Genomic DNA, 22459 nt, shown 5'->3' with positions numbered 1-22459 from the left:
CTACGGGAAACTCCGCTAATGACCGTTTTTTTCTCCTTAATAAGGAGAGGCTTTAAACCTCTGGGGATTAGTTATCAATTATCTATTAGTAAAGGCAATGTTGTTACTGGTAAATTCAGATATAAATTTGACAAATAAAGAGCAGTTCTCAAGCTCACCCTTTGAAGGGAATAAAAAAGAAAATTCTGCATCTTCAAAGCTTCCCTATTGCAGAAAATACTGAAGCTCGCAGTTCATCTTTCTGAGGCTAAATGAATTTACTTTCATTTGTTGCTAATTTAAATCACTATTTTGTTTTCCAACACCAATCATCTATGCTTTGAAACAACATATTATTGAAGAAGGTGGCAAGTATTAAGTGATAGGTGGCAGTAAGAGCTGTTTGCGCTATTCCGTAGGAAAGAAAATTCCGATAGTCAACTACTGGCCACTCAGTGTGAGAAGACAGAGAAATGTCAAGAGCATATTTATCAAAATAATTGGGTCTAAAACCCCACCTTTTAAGGTGAAATATTTTTGTAAAGTAGATTTAAGCCTCGCTCCAAAAATAGCTTCTGACTTCTGACTTCGTTAAGTAGCGCTATAGTATTTTCCTATTTCCTTTCAGTATCTACTGTCCTAAACTATACTTCTCTTGGTATAGTCTAAAATTGCAAAGATAACCTTCGCGGGAAAATCACCCGATTAGATGAACACTCTATAATCTAAAATATGATATGACTCAGGACATAACCCCGTGGTTAAATGAAATTAAAGCTCTTCAAGAGAAAATAGTAAAACTTCAAACAGAATTAAATGCAGCCCAGGATAGTGCTTCTAAGTGGTGTCAACTCTATAATACTGAAGCTCAACAACGACGAACTGAAACTCAACTGGCTCAAGAAACTATACAGACTTTAAAAGCCCAAGCTCAGAAATTACAAGGTTTTCCATCTGTTGAAGGAAGTGTAGATGAAAGTGCGACGACTATTGAACAGCAAATCGAAAATTTACAAACTTTGGCTGAACTTAAGGCCAAAATCATTGAAGTAGTCCAAGAACGCGACCGCGCTTTTACACAAGTCCAAAAATTAACTGAAGCCCTCCAAAAAGAGCAAGTCAATCATATAAATACTCGTACAAGTTTAACAAATGCTTTGGCAGATGCAGTAGATATTCTGGCCAAAGCAAAAGCAAATAAACAACAAAAATCGGACATTACTCCTAATATTCAACCAAAAACAGAAGCCAATATTCAAGCTCAAAATCAAATCCAACTAGAGGAAAGCTTCTCTCCCAACGCTGCTAAGTTACCGCCCAATGAAAAGCCATTGCCCCGCTTACCCAGTAGTAAAGATTAGAGAGAAAAGCTAAAGAGTAGAACCAAAAATATTTTCCTTCCTTCTCCCTTCCGCCTCCCTTTAACTAACTATCAGCTTTTAGCATTTGGGTATCGGAATGCGGAGCTAACAGCTAGCCTCCTACAGAGGAACTACGTTAACAGCTTTTAACATTTGGGTTAAAATCCTAGGCAACCTCAAAGGCCAGATTTTTGAGGAGAGGTTGAAATCCCCTTTTGGCACGTTAAAAAAATAATCTTGCTGAATGCTGAACGCTGAGTGCTGACAGCTTCTTTAAAATCCCATCACTTCAGCTACTTCCTCTATATTCGGCTCTATTCCCTGCCGAAACTGATTATTGCTATGTTTAATCGCCACATCTGGGTCTTTGAGACCATGACCAGTCAATACACAAACTACTTTTGCTCCTCTGGGAACTTGGTCTTTGACTTTCAATAAACCCGCAACAGAAGCAGCACTCGCAGGCTCGCAAAAAATTCCTTCATTGGATGCCAATAAACGATAAGCCTCTAATATTTCTTCATCAGTCACTGCTGTAAAATTCCCTTGACTAGCTTGTTGAGCTGCTACAGCTTTTTCCCAACTGGCAGGATTGCCAATCCTAATGGCGCTGGCCACTGTTTCCGGTTGAACTATAGGATGACCTTGAACAATAGGTGCTGCCCCGGCAGCCTGGAAACCCATCATTTTTGGTAGGCGATCGCATTTTCCGATTTGATGATATTGACAAAAGCCCATCCAATATGCTGTGATATTTCCGGCATTTCCTACAGGAATACATAACCAATCTGGGGCATCGCCTAAAGTGTCCACTACCTCAAAAGCCCCCGTTTTTTGGCCTTCTAGGCGATAGGGATTAACTGAGTTAACTAAAGTGACAGGATATTTAGCGGCCACATCTCGGACAATTTCTAAGGCTTGGTCAAAATTCCCCTTGATAGCTAAGACTTCTGCACCATACAATAAGGCTTGGGCTAATTTTCCTAGGGCAACATAACCATCTGGGATTAAGACAAATGCTCGCATTCCACCTCGTCTAGCATAAGCAGCAGCGGCGGCTGAGGTATTGCCTGTGCTAGCGCATATTACTGCTTTTGCCCCTTCCTCTTTAGCTTTGGATATGGCTAAAGTCATGCCCCTATCTTTGAAACTACCTGTAGGATTAAGGCCATCATATTTGACAAAGACTTCTACTTGGTTGCCTATTTGATGAGCGATCGCCGGCACAGGTATGAGAGGAGTATTACCTTCTTGCAATGTTATGACTGGAGTTTCTTCTGTTACTGGTAGATAGGATCTATATGCCTCAATCAAACCAGGCCAGCCTTGTAATTTTGACTGAGAAAAGGGCCGTGTTAAGGTCATTTTTAAGTTTTGAATTTTTTACTGTAAAGTTTAGTTTTTTTGTTCTTAGGCCAAACTATAAATAACTTTTTGGTCAATCATAAAAACCTAATCAAATCGATGGTTAAGAAAGATACTAAACTTTACTAATCTTATTGTATTATCCAAGTGTTTAGTGTTGGAGATTGTACTCCAAATTTTTAATGCCGGAAGTTAAATAGTTTAATTTGTTGTAATTTATCTTAATATTGCGGTTACAATATGCAGTGAAGTAAGTATAAATGGCTAGTAAATTACTTATGTCTAACAGTATATCCACTTTGTCCAGTGTATCTGTTTCTGTAGATACTGCTAAAAGGGTAAATGTTTCAGGAGCATCAAACAATCAAAACTATACTCAAGAAAAGATGAAATCTTTGTATCAAACAGATCAACAAGTTAAGTTGCTCCATCTTGAGGCAGAAGTAGAAACTCTACTTTTGGAATTGCGGACTATCAAAACAAGAAACTTAGAAATTTAGTCCCAAAAGTTGAAAAAAAATTCAATTAATAACAATCGTGAATAAATAAATGATTAGTAAGCTTGAAGAATCAAAAATTAGATAGTAGCAGTAACCAAATCAATTAATTTACTTTGATAATGACAATACTGTGATATGACAACAAAAGTTTTGCTACAGTGCTATTGTGTACAAAATTGCCTAAGATATACTAAACTTTAGTATGTCTTAAGGATTTATGTAAAAGAAGCAGTCAGCGGTCAGCACTCAGCAATCAGTAGGATAGAACCCCGTTCCGCTCCGCGAACATTTTTTTTACGCCTTCGTTCGCGGATCATTCCTTTAATAAAGGGGATATTAACCCCTCCTCAACCATCCTAGTTTTTATATATAAAGCTGGGAATTCCTTGCGGAGTATTCTGGTACGGAAATGCTAAAAGCTGATAGCTACTTAACTACTTTATGTGGTTAAAACTGCCAGCAAAATATCTGTGCTGGCGTTTTTTTTCGGAATCATAAATCTACTACATAATACCAAATTGATAAATGTTTGCTACGAATAACTTTCTAGTGTCGCTACGCGGAAGTTAAAACTCAAAAGTATTGATTAGTAAAGCTTTTAAGATTTTTTAACTGGTTAGTTATTTCTGCCATCTTGCACTAGGTGGTGCAGTGTTAGTTAAATTATTAATTGTTAGCTATTAATTATTAATTATTTACTAGCCAGTTTATTTGTAACCTTCTTTTTTCACCCTTGGTATAACTACAAAAAAATACGGAGAACTTAAATAATTTATGACAGTATCAATTGCAGAATCTACTAATGAAAATTCTGAGATTAGAAATGAGCAATTACAACTAAAAGATATTGTAAAATCCCTGCCTCGTGAAGTTTTTCTCAAAGATCAAAGGAAAACATGGACAATGGTAGCGGTCAATATTTTTATGGTCGTATTAGGTTACTGGGGACTAACAATTGCACCTTGGTTTTTATTGCCCTTACTCTGGGTTTTCACTGGCACAGCATTAACTGGGTTTTTTGTTATTGGCCATGACTGCGGTCATCGTTCTTTTGCTAACCGTAGGTGGGTCAATGACCTAGTCGGTCACTTGGCCTTTTTACCTTTAATTTATCCGTTTCATGGCTGGCGAATAGGCCATAATTATCACCACAAACATACAAATAAAATGGGTGAAGATAATGCTTGGCAACCTTGGTATCCAGAAGATTATGGGAATGCAGGTAGCTTGATGCAGTCAGTATATCGGTTTATGCGTGGCAAATTTTGGTGGTTAGGATCTGTTGCTCACTGGGCAGTTGTGAATTTTGATTGGAGAAAATTTCAGGGTAAGGATAGTGAAGATGTCAAATTTTCTACATTAGTAGTTTTCGGGTTTGGCGCGATCGCCTTTCCTTTGCTTATCGCTAAAGTTGGTCTGTGGGGTCTGGTCAAATTTTGGTTGATGCCTTGGTTAGTTTACCATTTCTGGATGAGTACATTTACTATTGTTCATCATACAGTACCAGAAATTCCTTTTACTCCTGTAGAAGAGTGGAATGAAGCAGAGGCTCAATTATTTGGTACAGTGCATTGTGATTATCCCCGGTGGGTAGAGTTTCTTTGCCATGATATTAATGTGCATATTCCCCATCATGTCTCTACAGGAATTCCTTCATATAATCTGAGGAAAGCACATCAATTTTTGAAAGATCAATGGGGAGATAAGCTTTATGAAACTAAGTTTTCTTGGTCTTTAATGAAAGAGATAACAGAGAAGTGTCATCTGTATGATAAGACTAAGTTTTATCTGACTTTTCAAGAGTATGATGCTCAAAAAGTTTCCTAATAGGTATCTCCAGAAAAGTTTCTCAAATCCTTATCGCACCGTTCCAAAATCAGGATTTTTTGAGAGGTCTATTAGTTTGAATTAGCAGTTAGCGGTCAGCTATCCTCCTCAGTCGAAACTGTGAACTTCAGCTTTTAGCAGCTCTAGGTTAAAGTACCTTTCTAAGCTAAAAAAAACAATCTTGCTGAGTGCTGACCGCTTTTTTATTCAGGAATATAGCACTATAAGAATTGGTTAGGACATTTTTCAATGCTAAAACCCTTTTATAGTTTACTATTCCCTATTCTCTATTCCCTGGCACGTAGTGCTATATCATTTTGAGTTTTAATCCAAGCTTATGTCGCAACGAAAGTGAAGTAGAAAGCAAACTAATTGTTAGTTATCTACTGCCAAAATTGGGATACGATATCGAACATTGGCATCAAGAAGTAACATTTGGTAGTATCCGTTTAGACTTTTTATCATTTGCTGTTCAGAAACTACCTTTTCGTCTCAATGCAGAATCTCCATTGAGTTTAGTTATGGAGGCAAAACATCCAAGACAAAATTTAGACCGCCATCAACGAAAACTCAAGCGTTATTTAACAAGTATGAATGTGAAATATGGCTTGTTAACTAATGCTAAAGAAATTAGAATTTATCAAAGAGTAGGAAATGATATTGAGTTAGTTTTTAGTTGTTGGGGAAGCGAAGTTGATAAAAAAATAGAAGAAATTAAAGCATTAATAGGTCGAGATTATTTAGGGCAAAATCAGAATTATCAGACAACAGAAATTACTGACCAACAAGTCAATAAAAATACTATTAAATTAATTAATGAGACACAAAAGCCTGGAAACGAAGAGAATGAAAATCAGGCGATTGCTCCTCAATTTGACACTAAAAAAAATATTAGTAATGCGTCGGAATATCGGGCAAAATTAGTAAATATTGAAACAGATTATAATCTAATTGATCAAAGTAGAATAAATCCTATGAAAGTAATTGCTGTTTATCACAATAAGGGTGGCGTAGGCAAAACAACAACAGTAGTTAATCTAGCTGCTGCTTTGAGTAAAAAAGGTTATCGAGTTTTGGTGATCGACTTAGATAGTCAAGCAAATACAACATTTGCTACAGGTTTAGCTAAATTTGATGATGAAGAAAATGATAATTTAAAAGATAAATTTATTTATCATGTCATCAGAAATCCCAAGAGGTTTACCATCGCTGAAGTCGTTTACAAATCTCAGTTTAATAATCCTGAAATTGATGTCATCCCCTCTCATATCACTTTAATGAAATGGGAAAAAGAACTAGCAGAAATCGATGCAGCAAAAACAAGATTAAGAAAAAAATTATTAGATGCTAAAGATAATTATGATTTTGTAATTATTGACACACCACCTTCACTAAATCTTTATGCTAGGATAGCTATGATTAGTACAGATTATCTTATAATACCTTCTGACTTGAAAGCTTTTGCAAATACAGGATTGACTAATGTTAAAAATTTCATTGAAGAAGTGAATGAATTTAGAGAACAAATGGTGATCCCAGAAATTAATATATTAGGTGTTTTACCTTCCAAAATTCCTACTAACAGTAGATATATTCAATATACTTTACCTCGTCGCAAAGCAATTATTCAAGAACGTTATAATTTGCCACTGATGAATAGCTGTATTTTTCAAAGAGAAGATTTAGCTAAATGTCTAGATAGAACTATTTTGATAGATGATATAGAAGTTCCTAATCCTAAATCGATTTTTGACTACAAATCAGATGAACCTTCAGTAGAAGAATTTGAAAATTTAGCAACAGAAATTATTTCCAAAGTATGAGCGATAACATAAACTTCTCTACTTCCTTAGTAGACCTAGATAATATCACTTCAAAAGTTGATATTTCTGAGTTTTCAGCAGATAAAATTGATAATATGGCTAACTTAATTATGACTGTAGGAGGCGTGGTTAGACCTATTATTTTGAAAAGAACAGGTATTGAAAGTTGTGAAATTGTCACAGGTAATTTTGAGTATTATGCAACTATTAAAGCATCAGAAATAGACCCAGAACATTCAGGTATGATTAGGGGATTTATTATTACAGAAAAACAGGAAGAAAACATCATAAAACAACAGGAAATTTTGAGAAGTTTAGAGACTCCAATAGCTGAAAATCTAGAAGTTACTTCTGACGTTCGAGATAGTCAAGTTGACTTAACGAAAATGTTTAATAATTTGACAAAAGAATTAAATAGTCAACTGGATAAAAAATTGCAACCAATGACAACAAAATTAAACGAATTAGCAACGAAATTTCAAGCAGAAAATAATACAAATACTATCCAAAAACAGCTAGAAGTTTTGTTTACTATAGTCGATCAACTATCTAATAAAGTAGAGGAAATACAAAAACAGCCAGGTTCTAATTTTCAACCACCTCCAGCAACAGTTTCAGTACATAAATTGAATTTACTGGAGGCAAACAAGACAGAAATTGAAGAAAAATTGAGCGATTTAAGAGTAAACTATAAACAAATTACAGCAGCGTGGAATGCTATTCAGAAGTGGAAAACATCTTATGAAGACCTAACTTGGAGAAACCTTGAGCAATTAGCAAAAAGCAAGGATAAAAAATTGAAAGTTTCGGGCTTTGGTAAAACAACTTACGATAAACTCAGAAAAATAGCAGAGATACCAAAGTAGGTTTTAGCGATCGCATCCCCATTATAAATATGGTTTGCTGAAAAAAGCAAAGTGTGGGGGGTGGGAAGTGTGGGAAGAAAGGGAAACAGAGAAAGTAGAAGGAATAATTGTTCTTTGATTTTTCTGTTATAATCACCCCAAAATTCTCACTTTTTAAGGGTTCGGGATTAAAACAGGCGCATTTTTTTAGATTCTAAAAAGGCTAAAATCTTTATTTAGCAGTGATTTGAGATTTAATCAGCAAGCCCTAATTAGGGTTTGCTGATAAAAGTCTTTTTTTCAGAGGAGGAGCCAGAATTTCCTGCGGAATGCTCCGCAAACAGGAGGAGTGGGAATTATAGAAGAATTAGTCAGAATAATCGTCCCAATATTGTTCTCCCATAGTCTCCCAAAATACTAGCTTTTTGCAGCTCTTTAGACCTAAAAACTTGCACTTTTTTCAACTAAAAAATGCTAAAATTTTTACATATCAACGCTTTGATATTTAATCAGCAAGCCTTAATTATTAATTATTAATTATTAATTATTAATTGTTGAATCACCCCCATCAAAAAAACTCTGACACCTTTCCCTCTGAGGACAAATATCGCACAAATATTCATGCTCCGTCCGTGGAGGTGGATCGGGTTGAAACTCCTCCCACTTTAACCACTCTCGCATATCCTGCAACTTAGCAGGAACTAAACTCTCAACCACATTCTCTAACTTTTCCCATGAGTAATTATACTCTGCAAATTCAGGCAAAACCCAATAAATAACCGCATCAACAGGCACTTTTTTCTTTTGCTTAAGTAGAAAACTATACAAAGCAACCGCCACTAGCTGAGACGATACTTCTACAGTTTCATAAGTCTGATAATTAACCACAAATAAACGACGAGATTCAAAATCAAAAATTAAATTACTAACTTTTCCCGTTAACTTTTGAGTTTTACCATCTGCTATTTTAAAAGTATAATCTAGCAGTATTTCCCTGGTCATTAATGTACGACGAACTACAACATTTTCATGACAGTAACGTCGATTTTTAACAATGATTTTAGATATATTTAAAATTAGTTTAGTTAATAGCTGCCAAATTTGATAGAATGCTGTTGCTAGACTAGAATCTTTTGCAATTTTTGTGTCCAAATAAGGAAAGAAAATTAACTCATAAAATAATTGTTGTATTTGATGAGCGATCGCCTCTACCATCAACTCCTCAAACTGCCCCTCAAATAAAGCTTGAATCTTAGACTCCTGCCTAATCATATTCATCAACTGATTGGCTAAGTAGAGAAAAGCACTATCAATTTCCTGAATATAATCTTTTGACAAAAACAAATGCTCGCCCCCAAAACGTTGTTTCAGATAAAATAAACGTGGGCATTCAAAAGCAACTTTTACATTTGTAACACTGAATGGCGGAGACTGTAGTTGAGGTTTATTAGTTATTGGCATTGACAAACTATCCTGATTTTTCAGGTTTTTCAGCAGTTAATATCACTAAGAGATTGAATGTATCAGGAAGTATGGAACAGGGAATAGAGGAGTGTTCTGAATACAGTGACAGCTCCCGTCGCTAAACTCTTGCGAGCTATAGCACGGGCTTCTCGTTGACTCCCGGCAACCCGTCAGACATTTCACATTAGCGAAGCGTCTCCGCAGGAGAAACTCTGGTTTTACTTCCCCGTGCTACCCCACCGGAGAAGGAGTAGAGATTAATTTCTCGCTCTACCTACGTTCCTTGAAAGTTTTACATACAAGAGGCTGTACCTTGAATGCACAATTCCTTGTAAAACCCCCTACCTTCAGTTGTCTAGGTTCGTTTTGTAGGTGGCGGTTAGCTCTTGAAATAACTTTACCTACATCATTTATTTTAGCAGCATTTTGCCCACCATTCATCCCATCGCTAATCCGGAAGGATATAGCGCGGGGCTTCTAGCGGTTGGTGCTAAAGATATTTTATATTTGTCAGCATAACTGATAAAGTCTGAATATCGATACACTATTCTGTCAGGGCTGTTTCATTCTAAATTTTCGCGTTTCTCTCAAAACCTGATGAGGAGAAAGTTATGGCCAGTTCTACTTCTTTGGGTGAAAAGTCAACTTTTAATCATAAATTAAAAGCCTCCATCCCCGTGTCTGGTTTGTCTGGTGCGTCCCCGTATCTATAGAGAATAAAACACTCCTGCTATTCTGTCATGCTTATTTTAATCCATGGACTCCTTCACACTTTGAGCTGAATATCGATCCATAATATCTTAATATTGATTTTACAAATAGTGTCTAAAAATTTTTCAAAAGTTCATCAATTTTAGCTACTAAATATTAATTTTCATCGATCATTCCTAACATTATATTCTATGTTCATTATTAACTAGGAATAAAACAAATCAATTGTCGATCTAATTTTGATGTAGGAGTCATATTTTTGATTTTCTGTTCTCCTTCAAGCTCTTCAATAATTGTATCAATTTTTGACTGCTCTATATTGACAAATTTATCTAGTATATTCTCAATTATGTTTTTGCGTTCCATAAAACATTGTGTTTCAATTAAATTTACCACAAAATCCTTCACCTCATCTAAATCTGAATCACTTTTCTGTTCTTGACTATCTGCTAGATCGACTACAGATAAATCTTGCAATAAGCTACAGTCGTTGAAAATTTGTGATTCACAAATTATTTCTTCTAACTCTTTGAGACTAATAACCTTACCTTCTATAGTTAATTCATTTGCGAGAGCAGCATTTACCAAACTATGGTATGTAGCTAAAAAATATACAGATTCCAGATTTGGCTGAATATGAAGATTTTTCAATCTACCTTTAAAAATTTTTCTATATATTTTATTGCTCATATTTTTAGCATTTCCCACCTCAGCAGCTCTCACTAAATATAAGCTTTGACATAACTTTTGACCCACCACCTTCTGGCAACCATTCATTGTATTATAAAAACTATTCATATTTGGATCTTCTGTCCAAATCACACCAATTATTTCCTCATTATTTTGTTGTTTATAACTCAAAGAATGACTAGCATATTTGCCACTTAATAATTTAGTTTTTACCTCCTGAAATTTCACAGCATTTAATACTTCTTGTAGCATTTTAATCAATTCTGGTGCTGCTAGATCGGTAATTTTATTGATTTTTTTCTTAGTTTTTCTATATTGATCTTGCCAAATCAACTTAAAAGTCGCTAATTGTGTTTCTGGTTTTAACTCTTGAGAATTTTCTGGATCATCTAATAATTGATTTTTATATCGATCGTATTCCTTACGTCCCAATTCTAAAATATTGCGAGGTAGAGTTTTACCCCTAGGAAATTTTTCTTCTAATATTTCTGTTGACAAAGGAAATATAGGTGATTCAGGCTTGGGTTTAGCCATAAAATGCAAAGAGCTCAAACGAGCTGCTAATAAACATTCTCCTTGTGCTAAAGTAATCGGCTTTAAATGAAAATATCCAGCATTTACTCTAGCTTTATCTGCAGGTTGAATCAATTCAGAATTTTGTTTCCAAGTACTCGTAATAATACTAATAATGATCAAAAAATTTTGTGGATAATGAGTATGAATACTAGAATTAACATTAAATAAAGCTTGCAAATCCAAAGAACCATTTAATAACCGAGGAATATTATCAAGATTATCAAAACATAAAACAATAGGTTGAGATGCAGCCGAAATAATACCCAAATTAGTCATAATTTTCTGAGCAGAATCTTCAGAGTCTATACTATTTTTAATCCCCAAAGATTTTAAATCATCTTCGTCCAAATCATCCCCCCGTAACCACTCACAGGCAATCGATATGTAATTTGGATTTAACAGATGATAAAGGGCGCTGAAAAAATCATTAGGATTATAAATTCCAGAAGCATAAATACCTTTGAGATTTCTAATAAATACTCTTCTTTCACCAATAATTTTTTTCAGTAAACTACTATTTTGGAAAGCCAATAAACCTTTTAACCATAGTAACAACTGAGAATCTGTTTGACCTTCCGGAGTTTTCATCAGAGAATCTACTGTTTGACGCAGAATATGACGCCAAATGTAATCACTATCAGGCCAGGGATCGATATAGACAAAAAAGGCTTTTGTGTTGAATAATTTTTTGATTCTCCCTAAAAGATAACTTTTACCAGACCCAGAGTCACCAGTCAGTATCAATGTTCGGGGACGATGTTCTTGGGCAACCTGCTCTAGTACTGTTTCTACACCGGAGATAATATTTTGATGGATAGAATCAACATTTAGGGTAGGATTTTGTTGTTCCTGCCAAAAATTAATAGTATAAAGACTGACTGGGTCAAAAGGATTAACTTCTCCTTGAATAATCCGATCTATAGATGCCATAGTTATAAACTGGTAAGATTTTTTGGTAGAGTTAGAGAATTACGATAGCAGATATAGGAAAATTGGTGTTGCTGAAGCGCGTGTATGATATTAATCTTAATTACCAGGAAAGGCAAAGGGCAGGAAGTAGAAGGCAGAAGGGAATTGTTCTCCCTCTGCCAGTGACCGAAAGGAACAAAGGTTTAACGAAGTCAGAAGTCAGAAGTCAGAAGTCAGAAGTTATCTTTGTAACGGGGATTTGAGCAAGGCTCCAAAAATATTGCGCCTTAAAAGGCGGGGTTTTAGACCCATGTTATTTTGATAAAACCCCATCCTCAATGTCTACAATTGCTTGGGTTCAGAAACCCTATCCAATTGTTCCTTCTGTCCTCAGTACTCAGCATAGCTGCCTTCGTTTATTCATTAGACATCTGGTGATAATCAAAAATAAAATCAATCTCATACGCACAAATCATCAATTATTTCCTCCTACTCCCTACTCCCTACTCCCTACTCCCTCTTTTCCGGAGAGGTCTATTTAGAAGTCACCCATCTGTGGCTTCCAGGAGGGAGAGGATCGAGTCAGGAGGGAAAAAAGGAGAAGGTTTTTTGTTCCCGCTCTTATTCGTTAGCGTAGCCCCTTTGAAGAGGCACAAAACATCATACCTCAAATCACCAACCCTGAAAAATCTAGTAGGGAATGATAAAAAATAAACTTCCGCCAATATCTTGAGGTATACCTGCTTCAATTTGTTCTGGAGTGTAAGAGCTGACTTCTTGTAAGGAGCTTAATTCTATTTGGTCACTTTTTTCTAGACGGTAAAGTGCTAAGTCTAGTTCTTCTCTAGATAAAGGAGGTTGTAATTTGTGTCGCAGATGAAAAATAGGTAGATAGTTATTTGTGCCTAGATTTTGGTCTAGGTCTCGAATCACAGCTAAAATCTCAGAATCTGTAGGTTTGTCAGGCATTTGGGAAAACTGCTGTTTTTCTTGTTGAGGGAGGTAAAGTGAAAAGTTGCTACGCATTAAATCAAGATAGTCGCTTAACATTTTTAAAGATATCTCTTTTGCAGTACTGCCAGAAGAATATTCTTGGCACAAAAATTTCTTTCCTTTTTCTGTCAACCAGACATCTTTGATTTTTTGATCGATAACTTTAATCAAACCTTGCTCTAGTAAGTCTGTGATAACAGCTTTCCTATAGCTACTATCAAGACCAGTCTCTGCTGGAGAAATAGCACCTTTAGTAGTAGATTTCAAAACTTTCAATTCTTCTGTGGTGAGTGAATTAACAGCTTTTTTATTATTTAGGAGTGATTTTCCTTTGGGTTTTATATTAATTTTTGTAACTTCTCGAGTAAATTTTACCAACCCTCGATCGCCAAGTCTAGAGCAAATTTGATTTTTATCAGAGACCTTCATTTCAGACTCTAGGTTGATTTTCGTAATAGATACTTGATAATTTGGATAGCCCAGTAATTTTAACAGAAATTTTAAATCTTTAACATCCATGCGATCGTCTTTTCCTCACTTGCAAAAATCAGCCCATTAATATTATTATTAATCAGATAGGTACCCCTTGACTATTTTGTGCAAAAAAGTTAAAAAATAACTTCAGACACTTGAATAGAGTTATGCGATCGCTCTCTGATATGGCCAGAAAATTTACTGCCATCAGTTAATTCAGTTCAGAGCAATTTAAGCCGATCGCCATTCCTACAGTCCAAACTGGGCAATACCTAGTTAAATTGTAGTATTAATATTGATAACTGCAACAAAAGGTAGTAAGTGTTCGCTGAGTTCATAGCAAAAAATCAATTGCTACTAAGATCGTAATTAATTGTCTTCCATAGTAAATGAAAGTATGCTAAAGTAACTTTGTGAAAGTAAAATCTGGGTAATAAAAAAAATATACTAAGGCATAGCAAAAACCAACAAGCCAAAAAAAGTAATGTTGGAGATCGTACTTAACTTATAACTGTATGAATTTCTAGCCTAAAAATTAATTATAATTTCCCAGATTATGCAATAATCATAAGTCCTGTTTGGCATAACTAGACAATTTGCGAACTCCCAGCACCTAATTCTATTTGATCAAACTGTGATGAAATTTATGATTTTCCCAATAGCTGTAATAGCTGAAATCTTGAATTTCTCAAAAGTGATAAAGAGGAGTCACAAAGAAAATGTCACCGGGAGAATGCTATCTAGGCAGTATTAGCCCAAAACCTTTATTTGATTTTAGGAACCAAGGAAAAGTTGTAAGCAAATGGTTTCATCAACAAAGCGAAAAAATCGACAAGAAGATTTACCAGTACAACCAGTAAGTTTGGAATTAACTCCCATATCCAAAATTACTGTACCAGACTCTCAGGTGAGAGATATTCCTGCGGAAAGATATAAAGCCCTAGTTAAAAGTCTTTCTGAACAAGGGAGTAACTTAATCCCATTAATTGTCAGATTAACAGAGAATGATGATTCCGAGCAGCAGTACGAAATCGTTCGTGGTGCTGATTGGTATCAAGTTGCAAAAGAAGCTGAAATCAAGGAACTATGGGCCTGGATTTATGAAATGACAGATGAACAAGCAAGGATAGCTGTGGCAGAAATAGAGCAGCTAACTAAACCACCTGTTATAGAAACACCAAACTTTGAGAATCTAATGCAGCAACTTGAGGTATCATTCGATAAAAAAGTAGATTCTCTCACAAAAAAAATCGATCAATCTATCAAGAAAAATGAGGAGGTACTCAAAAAACAAGTAAAATCTTTGCAGGATCGAGGGACGGATGTTGTTCAGATTGAACAGCTCAAAAATTTGATTACAAATCTAGAAAATTCAGTTAACGATAAGGTAGAAAAATTGGCAAGAAAAATCACAAGTTCAACAACAAAAAAAACAACTTCTAACTCTTTATCTGGAGTGAATGTGGACTTATTATCAAAGCAACTTGACGATCTCGATAAACAAATAGAGAAAAAACTTGAAGGAATTGTCAAAACAATTAATCAGTGCTCCCAGTCAGTTCAAGATATGGAAGATGACTTAAAAACTCAAGTATCTGCAGTTCGACGTCAATTACAGACAATACCAGATGTTGATTCTACTGAAAAAGTTGCAGCTAAAACTGAGACAGCACGTAAGACAACAACCAAAAGTAAACCAAGTTCTACAGGTTCATCGAGGTCTAAGGCCAGTACAACAAAAACTACTACTAGAAAAACTAAAGCCCAAGCAGCTCCTGTAGAACCAGAAGTTCCCATGGATGATTATGATACCAAATCACTCAGGCAACTGAAGAAAATCGCCCAAGAGCGGAAACTTCGTGGCTATGCGCGTATGAAACGTCCTGAAATTCTCAAAGCTCTCCGAGAAGCTGACGCTGCCAGTTAAGACTAAGTGCTGCTGGCAGAAGTGTTAGAAAGCAAAGTCAAATAATTGGACAAAACTAGATCGGTACTCGCAAAAAACCAATTGTTAGCTAAGTTTGTATAAAGCTAAAACCAAGCTAACACAGAAAAATAGTAGGTAAGGTTCCCAGAGATATGAAGCTTGGGTCAAGTATCGTGGTAAAGACTATAGTACCTCAGTTCTCACAAGAAGTGGAAAATTAATCTCCAAAACTCAAATATTATTTTGGGTAAATTGGGATAAGTTTAATAGAACGGTAATTACCTATCTAATAAGTCAAGAGTTACTTACTGATAACAAATCGGGTAATTAACTTTTGACTTTGAACTGTAGAAAGTACGAGTATAAATATATCTCGATATAGACCAGCTTTTAAGACCATTTTGCCAAGCTTAACATCTTGAAGATCGCTCATCTAAAACCCGAGGTAAAATGGAATCTACTAACTAATGTATAAGTAAGGCTTAATTCACATTTTCTTATGGAACAAGCTACTCAAGAAGTTTTAGTTGTTGGATACCCTAAGAGTGGAAATACTTGGTTGACTCGATTAGTTGCTGAATTAATTTCATGTCCGGTTAAAAGATTTTTCGGACAGCCTGGTAATCCCGAAATAGCAATAGAAGGCAGTAATCATCAATCCAATGATATAGAACCCATTTGGGATCTTTTTTTTCGACAATCAGGCGATCGCCAATCTCTTAAGCAGCAGTCGAACAAAACAAAGATTGACCTTGGCTGTGGCATTTTCTAAGGTTCTTTTCCTACGGAATGCTCCGCAAACAAAATTTTTTGCCAAGCTTTTGCATCTTTCCATCCAGGAGTAGGTTCTTTCTATCACCCACCTTGCTTTAACTGGGATAAATCCTGTTTTTCCTTGCTTTTCTTTCTGTGCCTTCGATGGTTTGGGCGAGAGTTTAAATCGAATCTTGGTCATAATAGCTGGATAAATTTTTTTCAACTCCTGTATTAATTTTTCCGGGTGATATCCATTATCAAGAAGGATGGTGATTTTAGGAATATTGACCGGTTTAGACTTAAAATAATCAATGTTGTCAGACAACATTTCAATTAATCCCACATCATCAGACACTGATGCCTTGGTACAATGGGCAAAAAAGGGAAAGCCTAGACTATCTACTGCGTTCCGGTCTCTTAATTCCGTTAGTAGCCTTGTAAAAAAAATCATGCATGAGTCTACACCAGCATTACAAGTATTTTTCACCGCTTGTGAATCAATAATGATTAGAGTCGTCCCCGATCGCTTTTTTTTTTACTTGTTGGCGTACTTTGGCGTGCAATACATCTCTAATTTTCTCAATTACTCCTTCCAATACGCCACTGTTTGTAATGCCAGAATACTGTAGAATAAGGAGGTAACTCCAGGGGAAATCACACCAGTTGCAACCATTCTTGAGCTGGTAGAGAACACCATCCAATATTTCTCTTTTGCTCCATTTAGGGGGTTTAGTTCTTTTCTTTTTGGGCAGCAGTGGTTCAATTAAAGCCCACTCGCTGTCTGTCAAGCTACTTGAGTATGGCATTTTCTATCCATTATACTCTCTCAGAAAGATCCCAAATGGGTTCTATAAGGAGAGATGGATTTTGGAAGAAAGATAACCTCAAAAATTACGAAACATTTAATATTGAAGAATATGATATCTACTCTAGTTTTAGTTAATAAAAATTGGCCTGTATCATTACTAAGCCAATATCAAGTAATCATCATTTTATAGAAAGATTGATCGAGTGGCGATCGCTAAAAAATTATACCTAGTGCAGGATGGCGGAAATAACTGACCAGTTATAAAATCCTAAAACAATTACAAATCAAAAATGATTGACCTTTGACTTCCGCATAGCGACACTAGTTATTTTCAACTTAAGTAGTTGCTTTTCTAACTCGATCGGCATAGTCTTGAGGGCGAACTTTCCTAAAACTTTGCAAAGCAAATTGTCGTAAATTTAAGGGTAGGTAAGATAGTACTAAAGCAAATTTAGTCTTGGATGAAGTTCCTAGTATTTGACTTGATTCTTGTAGTAATTTTCTCCCTTTAACACTTTCACCCTTTTCAATTAATCTAATTCCTAGAATTTGTTTTGTCTCTGCTAACTTAAATAAACGTGATTTTTCTAATTTCTGGTCGTCAAATTTGTAACTATTAATACAGAAAGTTTTAGCAGATAAAAAGTGAATATCTTGTTTTAAACTGGTTTGAAGATTATGAAAACGATATTCCATCAGATATTCTGGAATAAAATATCCAACTTTTCCTATTACTGCTAATCTGACCAGCAAATCAAAGTCTTCACATCCATCTGCTTCAGGCCGCATATAGTCAACTTCTTGTAGGCAAGAGCGACGAAACAAAGTTGAACCCACCTGCAAACTTTGGTATTCAAATGTTTCTTTAAGCAGGTTAGGGATAATTCCTTGCTCCAACTTATCCTTTCCCCACTTAGCTGCATTCTCTCTAGTGGCATCTTCTTCCCGTTCACTTTTTTCATTAATAACCCAATGACTTGTACAGACAAAATCTACATTTTGCATCTCATCTAATACTGCCACAGTTTTCTCTAAAAACTCTGGAGTCAAGGCATCATCATCATCAAATTTGATAAAATAATCTCCTGTAGCAGCATCAAAACCAGAACGCATATTTTTACTACGTCCAATATTTTGAGGATGCTGAATGTAGTGAATTCTAGAGTCATTCCACTGACTAACTACTTCAGCAGTATTATCTTTTGAACCATCATCAGTTATGATTAATTCAAAATCATCATAAGTTTGATTCAAAACACTATTTACTGCATAAGGCAGCAAATTCGCTCGATTATAAGTGGGAATGCAAACGCTAACTTTTACCATAATAAATTACATAATTTCAATAGATAATTAACCCAGTATTGAATGATAAATAATGGTTAAATTGCTACCAATCATTTCCTAATTCATTAAAGATTCTGTATCGGGAATATGACCAAATATTTTCTCTGAATATTCAAATATTTCCTGATTAAAAAACTTCTTGTATTGAGGGTTATCGACTACTTTTTGCCATCGATTTAAGACATCCATTGATGTTGCTTTGTTATTAAATTTTTTTCCTTCAAATGAGCTACCTCCACCAAAACTCGTTACCCGATCTATTCCTGCATCAGAAAATGCTATTTGCAGTTTATCAGTAATGTTTCGCCGATATTCAACATCAGCAAACCATTGATTATAATTGACACAAATTTTGTTGTGCTTGAGATAATTTGTTTCTCCTAAATATTCTTTTGCATAATCGATCCATAAATCAATCATGGTTTTATTCGGAGAATTTACTGATAAAAAATGCGTCGCCTTAGAAGATATCTTGAGTCTACTTGCAAAAAGATTAAAAGGGTCTCTAATAATAAGTAAATCGTATCTCGTAGCACTTTTTCCTAAGTATAGATCGTGATTACGCTCGAATTTATCGCTTGCTATCTGCTCCAAGGGAAAATCTTCATAGCTATAAATCAAACAATCTCTTTTAATAAAATTTCCCTTAGCTTGTTGGCGGTTATTTTCTATTGCCCATTTATGTTCTGGAAATTTATCTCGAAGATTTTCATACTTATAGCGGTAGGGGTTTTGATTGGCTACAACATTATTAATAAATTCCACTTTACCCTCATGTTGACTTTTGACCCAGTTAATAATTGCATGATTCCCAGTTCGCTTCATGCCTGCTACTCGAATTTCCTTTTGATTAACTATTGCTGAAAGTTTGTGTTGCTGGGTAATAATTCTGATCAAATCTTCAAGATTATGTGCGAGAAAACGTTTACCCTTCTTCAAGGCTAGATTTGGTTTTTTTAATGCTTTGACTATCAGTGACTTTTCCACCATAAAATCTATTTGTAAAATTAAAATATTCAAAATCTAACTAAAATTCATAATATAATATTGCCATTAAATATAATAAATTACCTGTATATAAAGAAAAATCTAGAGGAACTTACTAACTGTATGCAAATCCTAATGCTTTCCTCCACCTTTCCTTATCCTCCCAGTCGAGGTGGTACTCAAGTTAGAACTTTTAATCTACTCAAATATTTGAGTCAAAAACACTCTGTTACTTTGGTAACACAACGGTCTCCAGATGTCAATGACTCAGAAATAGATTCATTGCGGTCTTATGTAGAAGAGTTGGCCGTATTTCCGCGCCCCCAAGAACCAAATCAGGGAACATTAGTAAAACTAAGACGTTTTAGTAATTTTCTGATTGAAGGTACTCCACCAAGTGTTCTTTCTATATATTCACCAGCAATGCAAAATTGGGTAAATGAGTTTGTGGCAGCAGGTAAATGTGAGGCCATTACTTGCGAACATTGTGTGAATGAAATTTATATTCGCCCGGAATGGCAACAACAACTAAAAACTCTAGTTAATGTCCATAGTTCGGTTTATGGTACTTGTAGGCAACAGTTAGAAACTGGCACAGCAGAAAAACCATTGCGAGATAGACTGAATCTTCCATTACTGCTTCGTTATGAAAAACGCTACTGCTCAAAATTTTCCTGTATAGTCGCAACAACTGAAGAAGACGGGAAACAACTGCAAGAGTTTAACCCCAATAGTCAAATATCAGTTATTCCTAATGGGGTAGATTTTTCTCAGTTTTCTTATCGAAGTAACGATCCAGGGGGACATCAATTAATTTTTGTGGGAGCTATGGATAATTTTCCTAATATTGATGCGGTTCGCTTTCTGACTTTGGAAATATTACCCAAGGTACAAGAGCGTTATCCTGATACAACTTTAGCTCTGGTAGGAGCGAGACCAGTACCAGAAGTGCAGGAACTTTCAACTTGCCCAGGAGTAAAAGTTACAGGTCGCGTACCTTCCATGGCAGAATATTTGCATCAAGCGACCGTTTGTGTGATTCCGATGCGTACTGGTTTTGGAATTAAAAATAAAACTTTAGAAGCAATGGCAGCAGGTACACCTGTTGTGGCCAGTGACCGTGGTTTAGAAGGTCTAGCAGTTGATGGTGCAAATACACCACTAAGAGCATTAAGAGCAAATCAAATAGTAGAGTATGTAGAGGCCATTAGCCGGTTATTTGAGGATGGGCAGTTGAGACAAACGTTATCAAAAAATGGGCGATCGCTCATAGAAACGGAGTATACTTGGGAAGTTCAAGGTCAGCGCTATGAGCAGGTATTGCTAGGATGATGAAAAAAAAGATTCACGACTCCAAAGCCAGTTACAATCAAGCTAAGTTTCCCAAAGTTACTAAAACAGCTCAGAAATCTGATTATCCTAGAAGTAAGAAAACTCCACAAATTAGCCGAATAACGTCTGTTTCTAAATCTAGACATCAGAGGAAATTATCTAAATCTCAAAAGTTTTCTTTAACATCCTTACCTTGGAAAAAATGGATTGTTGAATGGGCAGGGGTAAGTTTATTATTTGGTGGCTCTGGTTTAATGGCAATGGGAGCATGGATTAGTGTCAAGTTAATTTCTGACCCAAATGCTATAGTCTGGTTTAATCAATCATTACCACAGTGGACTCAATTTTATATATCTGGGAATAAATCTTTGCAAACTCTTGAGCAAATTAAAGTTAGTATCAAGGAGGAAGGGTTTAGTACCGGAGAAAATTTTTCTCTTCCCAGTACAACCGCAGATTCTGGTTCAGATGTATTAGTGCCAGTAATGAAGCAGATTGATTCTAGAGCTTCTTTACCCTGTGAAACTCCTTGTCGGAAATTAGTAGAGTTACGAGTCTATAAATCAATTTTGTCTGTTAACCAACGAGAAGGAAGTAAACCATATTTTCGATTAGTTAATACTTTACCACTTCAGGGTCCTGCTGAATCTTTTGTCATCTCATTTGTTATTGAGTCTGTCTCTGCTCCCCAAGGCTCAAATCAACCTTTACCTTTAACAACAGTACGTCGTTTTCAAGGCAAAGTTCCCGCTGCCGGAATTTGGTTTAGCGTCAGTGGTCAAAGATTACAAAACAATAAAACTATTCCTTATGGGCAAATTTTAAATTACAACCCTAAAAAAAATTACTTGAGTTCGATGTTGGAATGGAAAAGTGCAGCTGGTCAAGCTCCCATCTGGCAGGAAATGACAGGAGGAGGAGATCCAGAGTTGGTGGTTGAACAAACTGTGGGATTAGATCCTGATTTTGATATTTATTGGATTCAGCCACGAAAGTTTATACTTAATCCGATTGAGTTAGAGAAAATTTCTCTAGAGGAAACTCCTATTGAAGATAGTGATTATCGAGATACTCTCAGACTAGCTCGTCATGGTTTATGGTCTGGTGCTTTTGCTTTAATTCAACCTTTACGACAGAATTTAATCGATAAATCTCAATGGCCTGAAAAAGCACAAGCTCAATTTGATTTAATTAAATTTCATGCCAAAATTACAGAAGCTCAGGCGATAGCTTCTTGGGCAAGTCCAAGTCAAAAAGTTTTGGCTGGTTTAATTGATGGTCGTTGGCAAGAAAGTCTCAGTGTGTTTGAAAATAACTTGAGCAGCACTTATGATATTGGTAAATTACTGCAAAATGATACTGGTCGTCTCCGAAGTCGAGTTGATGCTGCTTTAAGGGTAAATCAAGCTGAAACTAATGCAATGGCTTGGGGTGCTTTAATTGTGGGAAGTCAAAAGGGGCGACGAAGGGCAATGTCGTGGTTAAAGAAGCAACCTCAGACTAGCGAGGAGGCAAAGGAAAAGATTGAGAAGTTATTGGATCAACTAGATGCTGCTTTTGCTCAGGAGGAGACTATACAACAGCAGAGAATTCAGCGAGGGGGGTTGTTATGAAGTCAGAAGTCAGAAGTCAGAAGTTAGAATTCAGGAGTCAGGAGTCAGGAGTCAGGAGAAGAGAAAAAGATAAATTTTTGGTAGTAGTGCATTGTAATTATGGCTTGCTGATTAAACCTATAGCGCTTTTCACATGGATAGACTACAGTTAGTATGGGCAACCCAAAAGCAT

The 22459-nt window shown here is 35.8% G+C and carries 17 protein-coding genes; 9 read left to right on the top strand and 8 right to left on the bottom strand.

From position 1 onward, the window contains the following. The first annotated feature begins 716 nt into the window (after positions 1–716). Positions 717–1340, top strand: coding sequence for a hypothetical protein (locus AC3DU7_RS01580; protein ID WP_488037617.1), 624 nt, complete (start codon positions 717–719; stop codon positions 1338–1340). A 273-nt stretch (positions 1341–1613) separates the two neighbouring features. Here the strand turns inward: AC3DU7_RS01580 and thrC are convergent, their stop codons facing one another. Next, positions 1614–2705 carry a threonine synthase gene (gene thrC / locus AC3DU7_RS01575; RefSeq protein WP_488037616.1) on the bottom strand — a complete coding sequence of 364 codons (1092 nt, stop codon included), beginning with the start codon at positions 2703–2705 and terminating at the stop codon, positions 1614–1616. Between the two features lie 278 nt (positions 2706–2983). Here thrC and AC3DU7_RS01570 point away from each other — a divergent pair, with 278 nt between their 5' ends. The 4 genes from AC3DU7_RS01570 to AC3DU7_RS01555 all read left to right on the top strand — a co-directional run bounded on the left by AC3DU7_RS01570 (position 2984) and on the right by AC3DU7_RS01555 (position 7721). Then, positions 2984–3205, top strand: coding sequence for a hypothetical protein (locus AC3DU7_RS01570; protein ID WP_488037615.1), 222 nt, complete (start codon positions 2984–2986; stop codon positions 3203–3205). Between the two features lie 774 nt (positions 3206–3979). Further along, positions 3980–5032, top strand: coding sequence for a fatty acid desaturase (locus tag AC3DU7_RS01565; RefSeq protein WP_488037614.1), 1053 nt, complete (start codon positions 3980–3982; stop codon positions 5030–5032). Positions 5033–5349: 317 nt separating this feature from the next. Next, a complete protein-coding gene (locus tag AC3DU7_RS01560; RefSeq protein WP_488037613.1) occupies positions 5350–6855 on the top strand; it encodes an AAA family ATPase in 1506 nt (501 codons plus the stop codon). Beyond that, positions 6852–7721 (top strand): hypothetical protein, encoded by an 870-nt coding sequence (locus tag AC3DU7_RS01555; RefSeq protein WP_488037612.1) that lies wholly within the window; start codon positions 6852–6854, stop codon positions 7719–7721. Before AC3DU7_RS01560 ends, AC3DU7_RS01555 begins: the two co-directional genes overlap by 4 nt. A 519-nt stretch (positions 7722–8240) precedes the next feature. Here AC3DU7_RS01555 and AC3DU7_RS01550 read toward each other — a convergent pair. The 3 genes from AC3DU7_RS01550 to AC3DU7_RS01540 all read right to left on the bottom strand — a co-directional run bounded on the left by AC3DU7_RS01550 (position 8241) and on the right by AC3DU7_RS01540 (position 13562). Then, positions 8241–9161: a PD-(D/E)XK nuclease family protein gene (locus tag AC3DU7_RS01550; RefSeq protein WP_488037611.1), complete on the bottom strand. Its 921-nt coding sequence runs from the start codon at positions 9159–9161 to the stop codon at positions 8241–8243. Between the two features lie 915 nt (positions 9162–10076). Further along, on the bottom strand, positions 10077–12071 hold the full coding sequence (locus tag AC3DU7_RS01545) for an ATP-binding protein (protein WP_488037610.1): 1995 nt from the start codon (positions 12069–12071) through the stop codon (positions 10077–10079). A 669-nt stretch (positions 12072–12740) separates the two neighbouring features. Continuing rightward, positions 12741–13562: a hypothetical protein gene (locus AC3DU7_RS01540; RefSeq protein ID WP_488037609.1), complete on the bottom strand. Its 822-nt coding sequence runs from the start codon at positions 13560–13562 to the stop codon at positions 12741–12743. Positions 13563–14319: 757 nt separating this feature from the next. Here AC3DU7_RS01540 and AC3DU7_RS01535 point away from each other — a divergent pair. Further along, a complete protein-coding gene (locus AC3DU7_RS01535; protein ID WP_488037608.1) occupies positions 14320–15444 on the top strand; it encodes a Rho termination factor N-terminal domain-containing protein in 1125 nt (374 codons plus the stop codon). A 499-nt stretch (positions 15445–15943) separates the two neighbouring features. Then, positions 15944–16216 carry a hypothetical protein gene (locus AC3DU7_RS01530; protein WP_488037607.1) on the top strand — a complete coding sequence of 91 codons (273 nt, stop codon included), beginning with the start codon at positions 15944–15946 and terminating at the stop codon, positions 16214–16216. On the opposite strand, the gene AC3DU7_RS01525 is transcribed toward AC3DU7_RS01530, so the two are convergent. The 4 genes from AC3DU7_RS01525 to AC3DU7_RS01510 form a co-directional block, all read right to left on the bottom strand. Further along, complete coding sequence (locus AC3DU7_RS01525; protein WP_488037606.1) at positions 16145–16651, bottom strand: transposase; 507 nt, start codon at positions 16649–16651, stop codon at positions 16145–16147. The genes AC3DU7_RS01530 and AC3DU7_RS01525 overlap by 72 nt on opposite strands. A 46-nt stretch (positions 16652–16697) precedes the next feature. Continuing rightward, on the bottom strand, positions 16698–17006 hold the full coding sequence (locus AC3DU7_RS01520; RefSeq protein WP_488037605.1) for a transposase: 309 nt from the start codon (positions 17004–17006) through the stop codon (positions 16698–16700). A gap of 338 nt (positions 17007–17344) precedes the next feature. Beyond that, a complete protein-coding gene (locus AC3DU7_RS01515; protein WP_488037604.1) occupies positions 17345–18334 on the bottom strand; it encodes a glycosyltransferase family 2 protein in 990 nt (329 codons plus the stop codon). Positions 18335–18412: 78 nt separating this feature from the next. Next, entirely contained in the window at positions 18413–19375 is a 963-nt protein-coding gene (locus AC3DU7_RS01510; RefSeq protein WP_488037603.1) for a hypothetical protein, read from the bottom strand. A 90-nt stretch (positions 19376–19465) separates the two neighbouring features. Here AC3DU7_RS01510 and AC3DU7_RS01505 point away from each other — a divergent pair, with 90 nt between their 5' ends. Further along, positions 19466–20674, top strand: coding sequence for a glycosyltransferase family 4 protein (locus tag AC3DU7_RS01505; RefSeq protein WP_488037602.1), 1209 nt, complete (start codon positions 19466–19468; stop codon positions 20672–20674). Further along, the gene (locus AC3DU7_RS01500) at positions 20671–22287 is read left to right on the top strand and encodes a hypothetical protein (RefSeq protein WP_488037601.1); all 1617 of its coding nucleotides are present in this window, start codon (positions 20671–20673) and stop codon (positions 22285–22287) included. The genes AC3DU7_RS01505 and AC3DU7_RS01500 overlap by 4 nt, the downstream gene beginning before the upstream one ends. Positions 22288–22459: the final 172 nt, after the last annotated feature.

Source organism: Okeania sp. (genome assembly GCF_983059655.1).
Note: the sequence above shows the minus strand (reverse complement) of the source record. Positions and strands in the feature narration are given on the sequence as shown.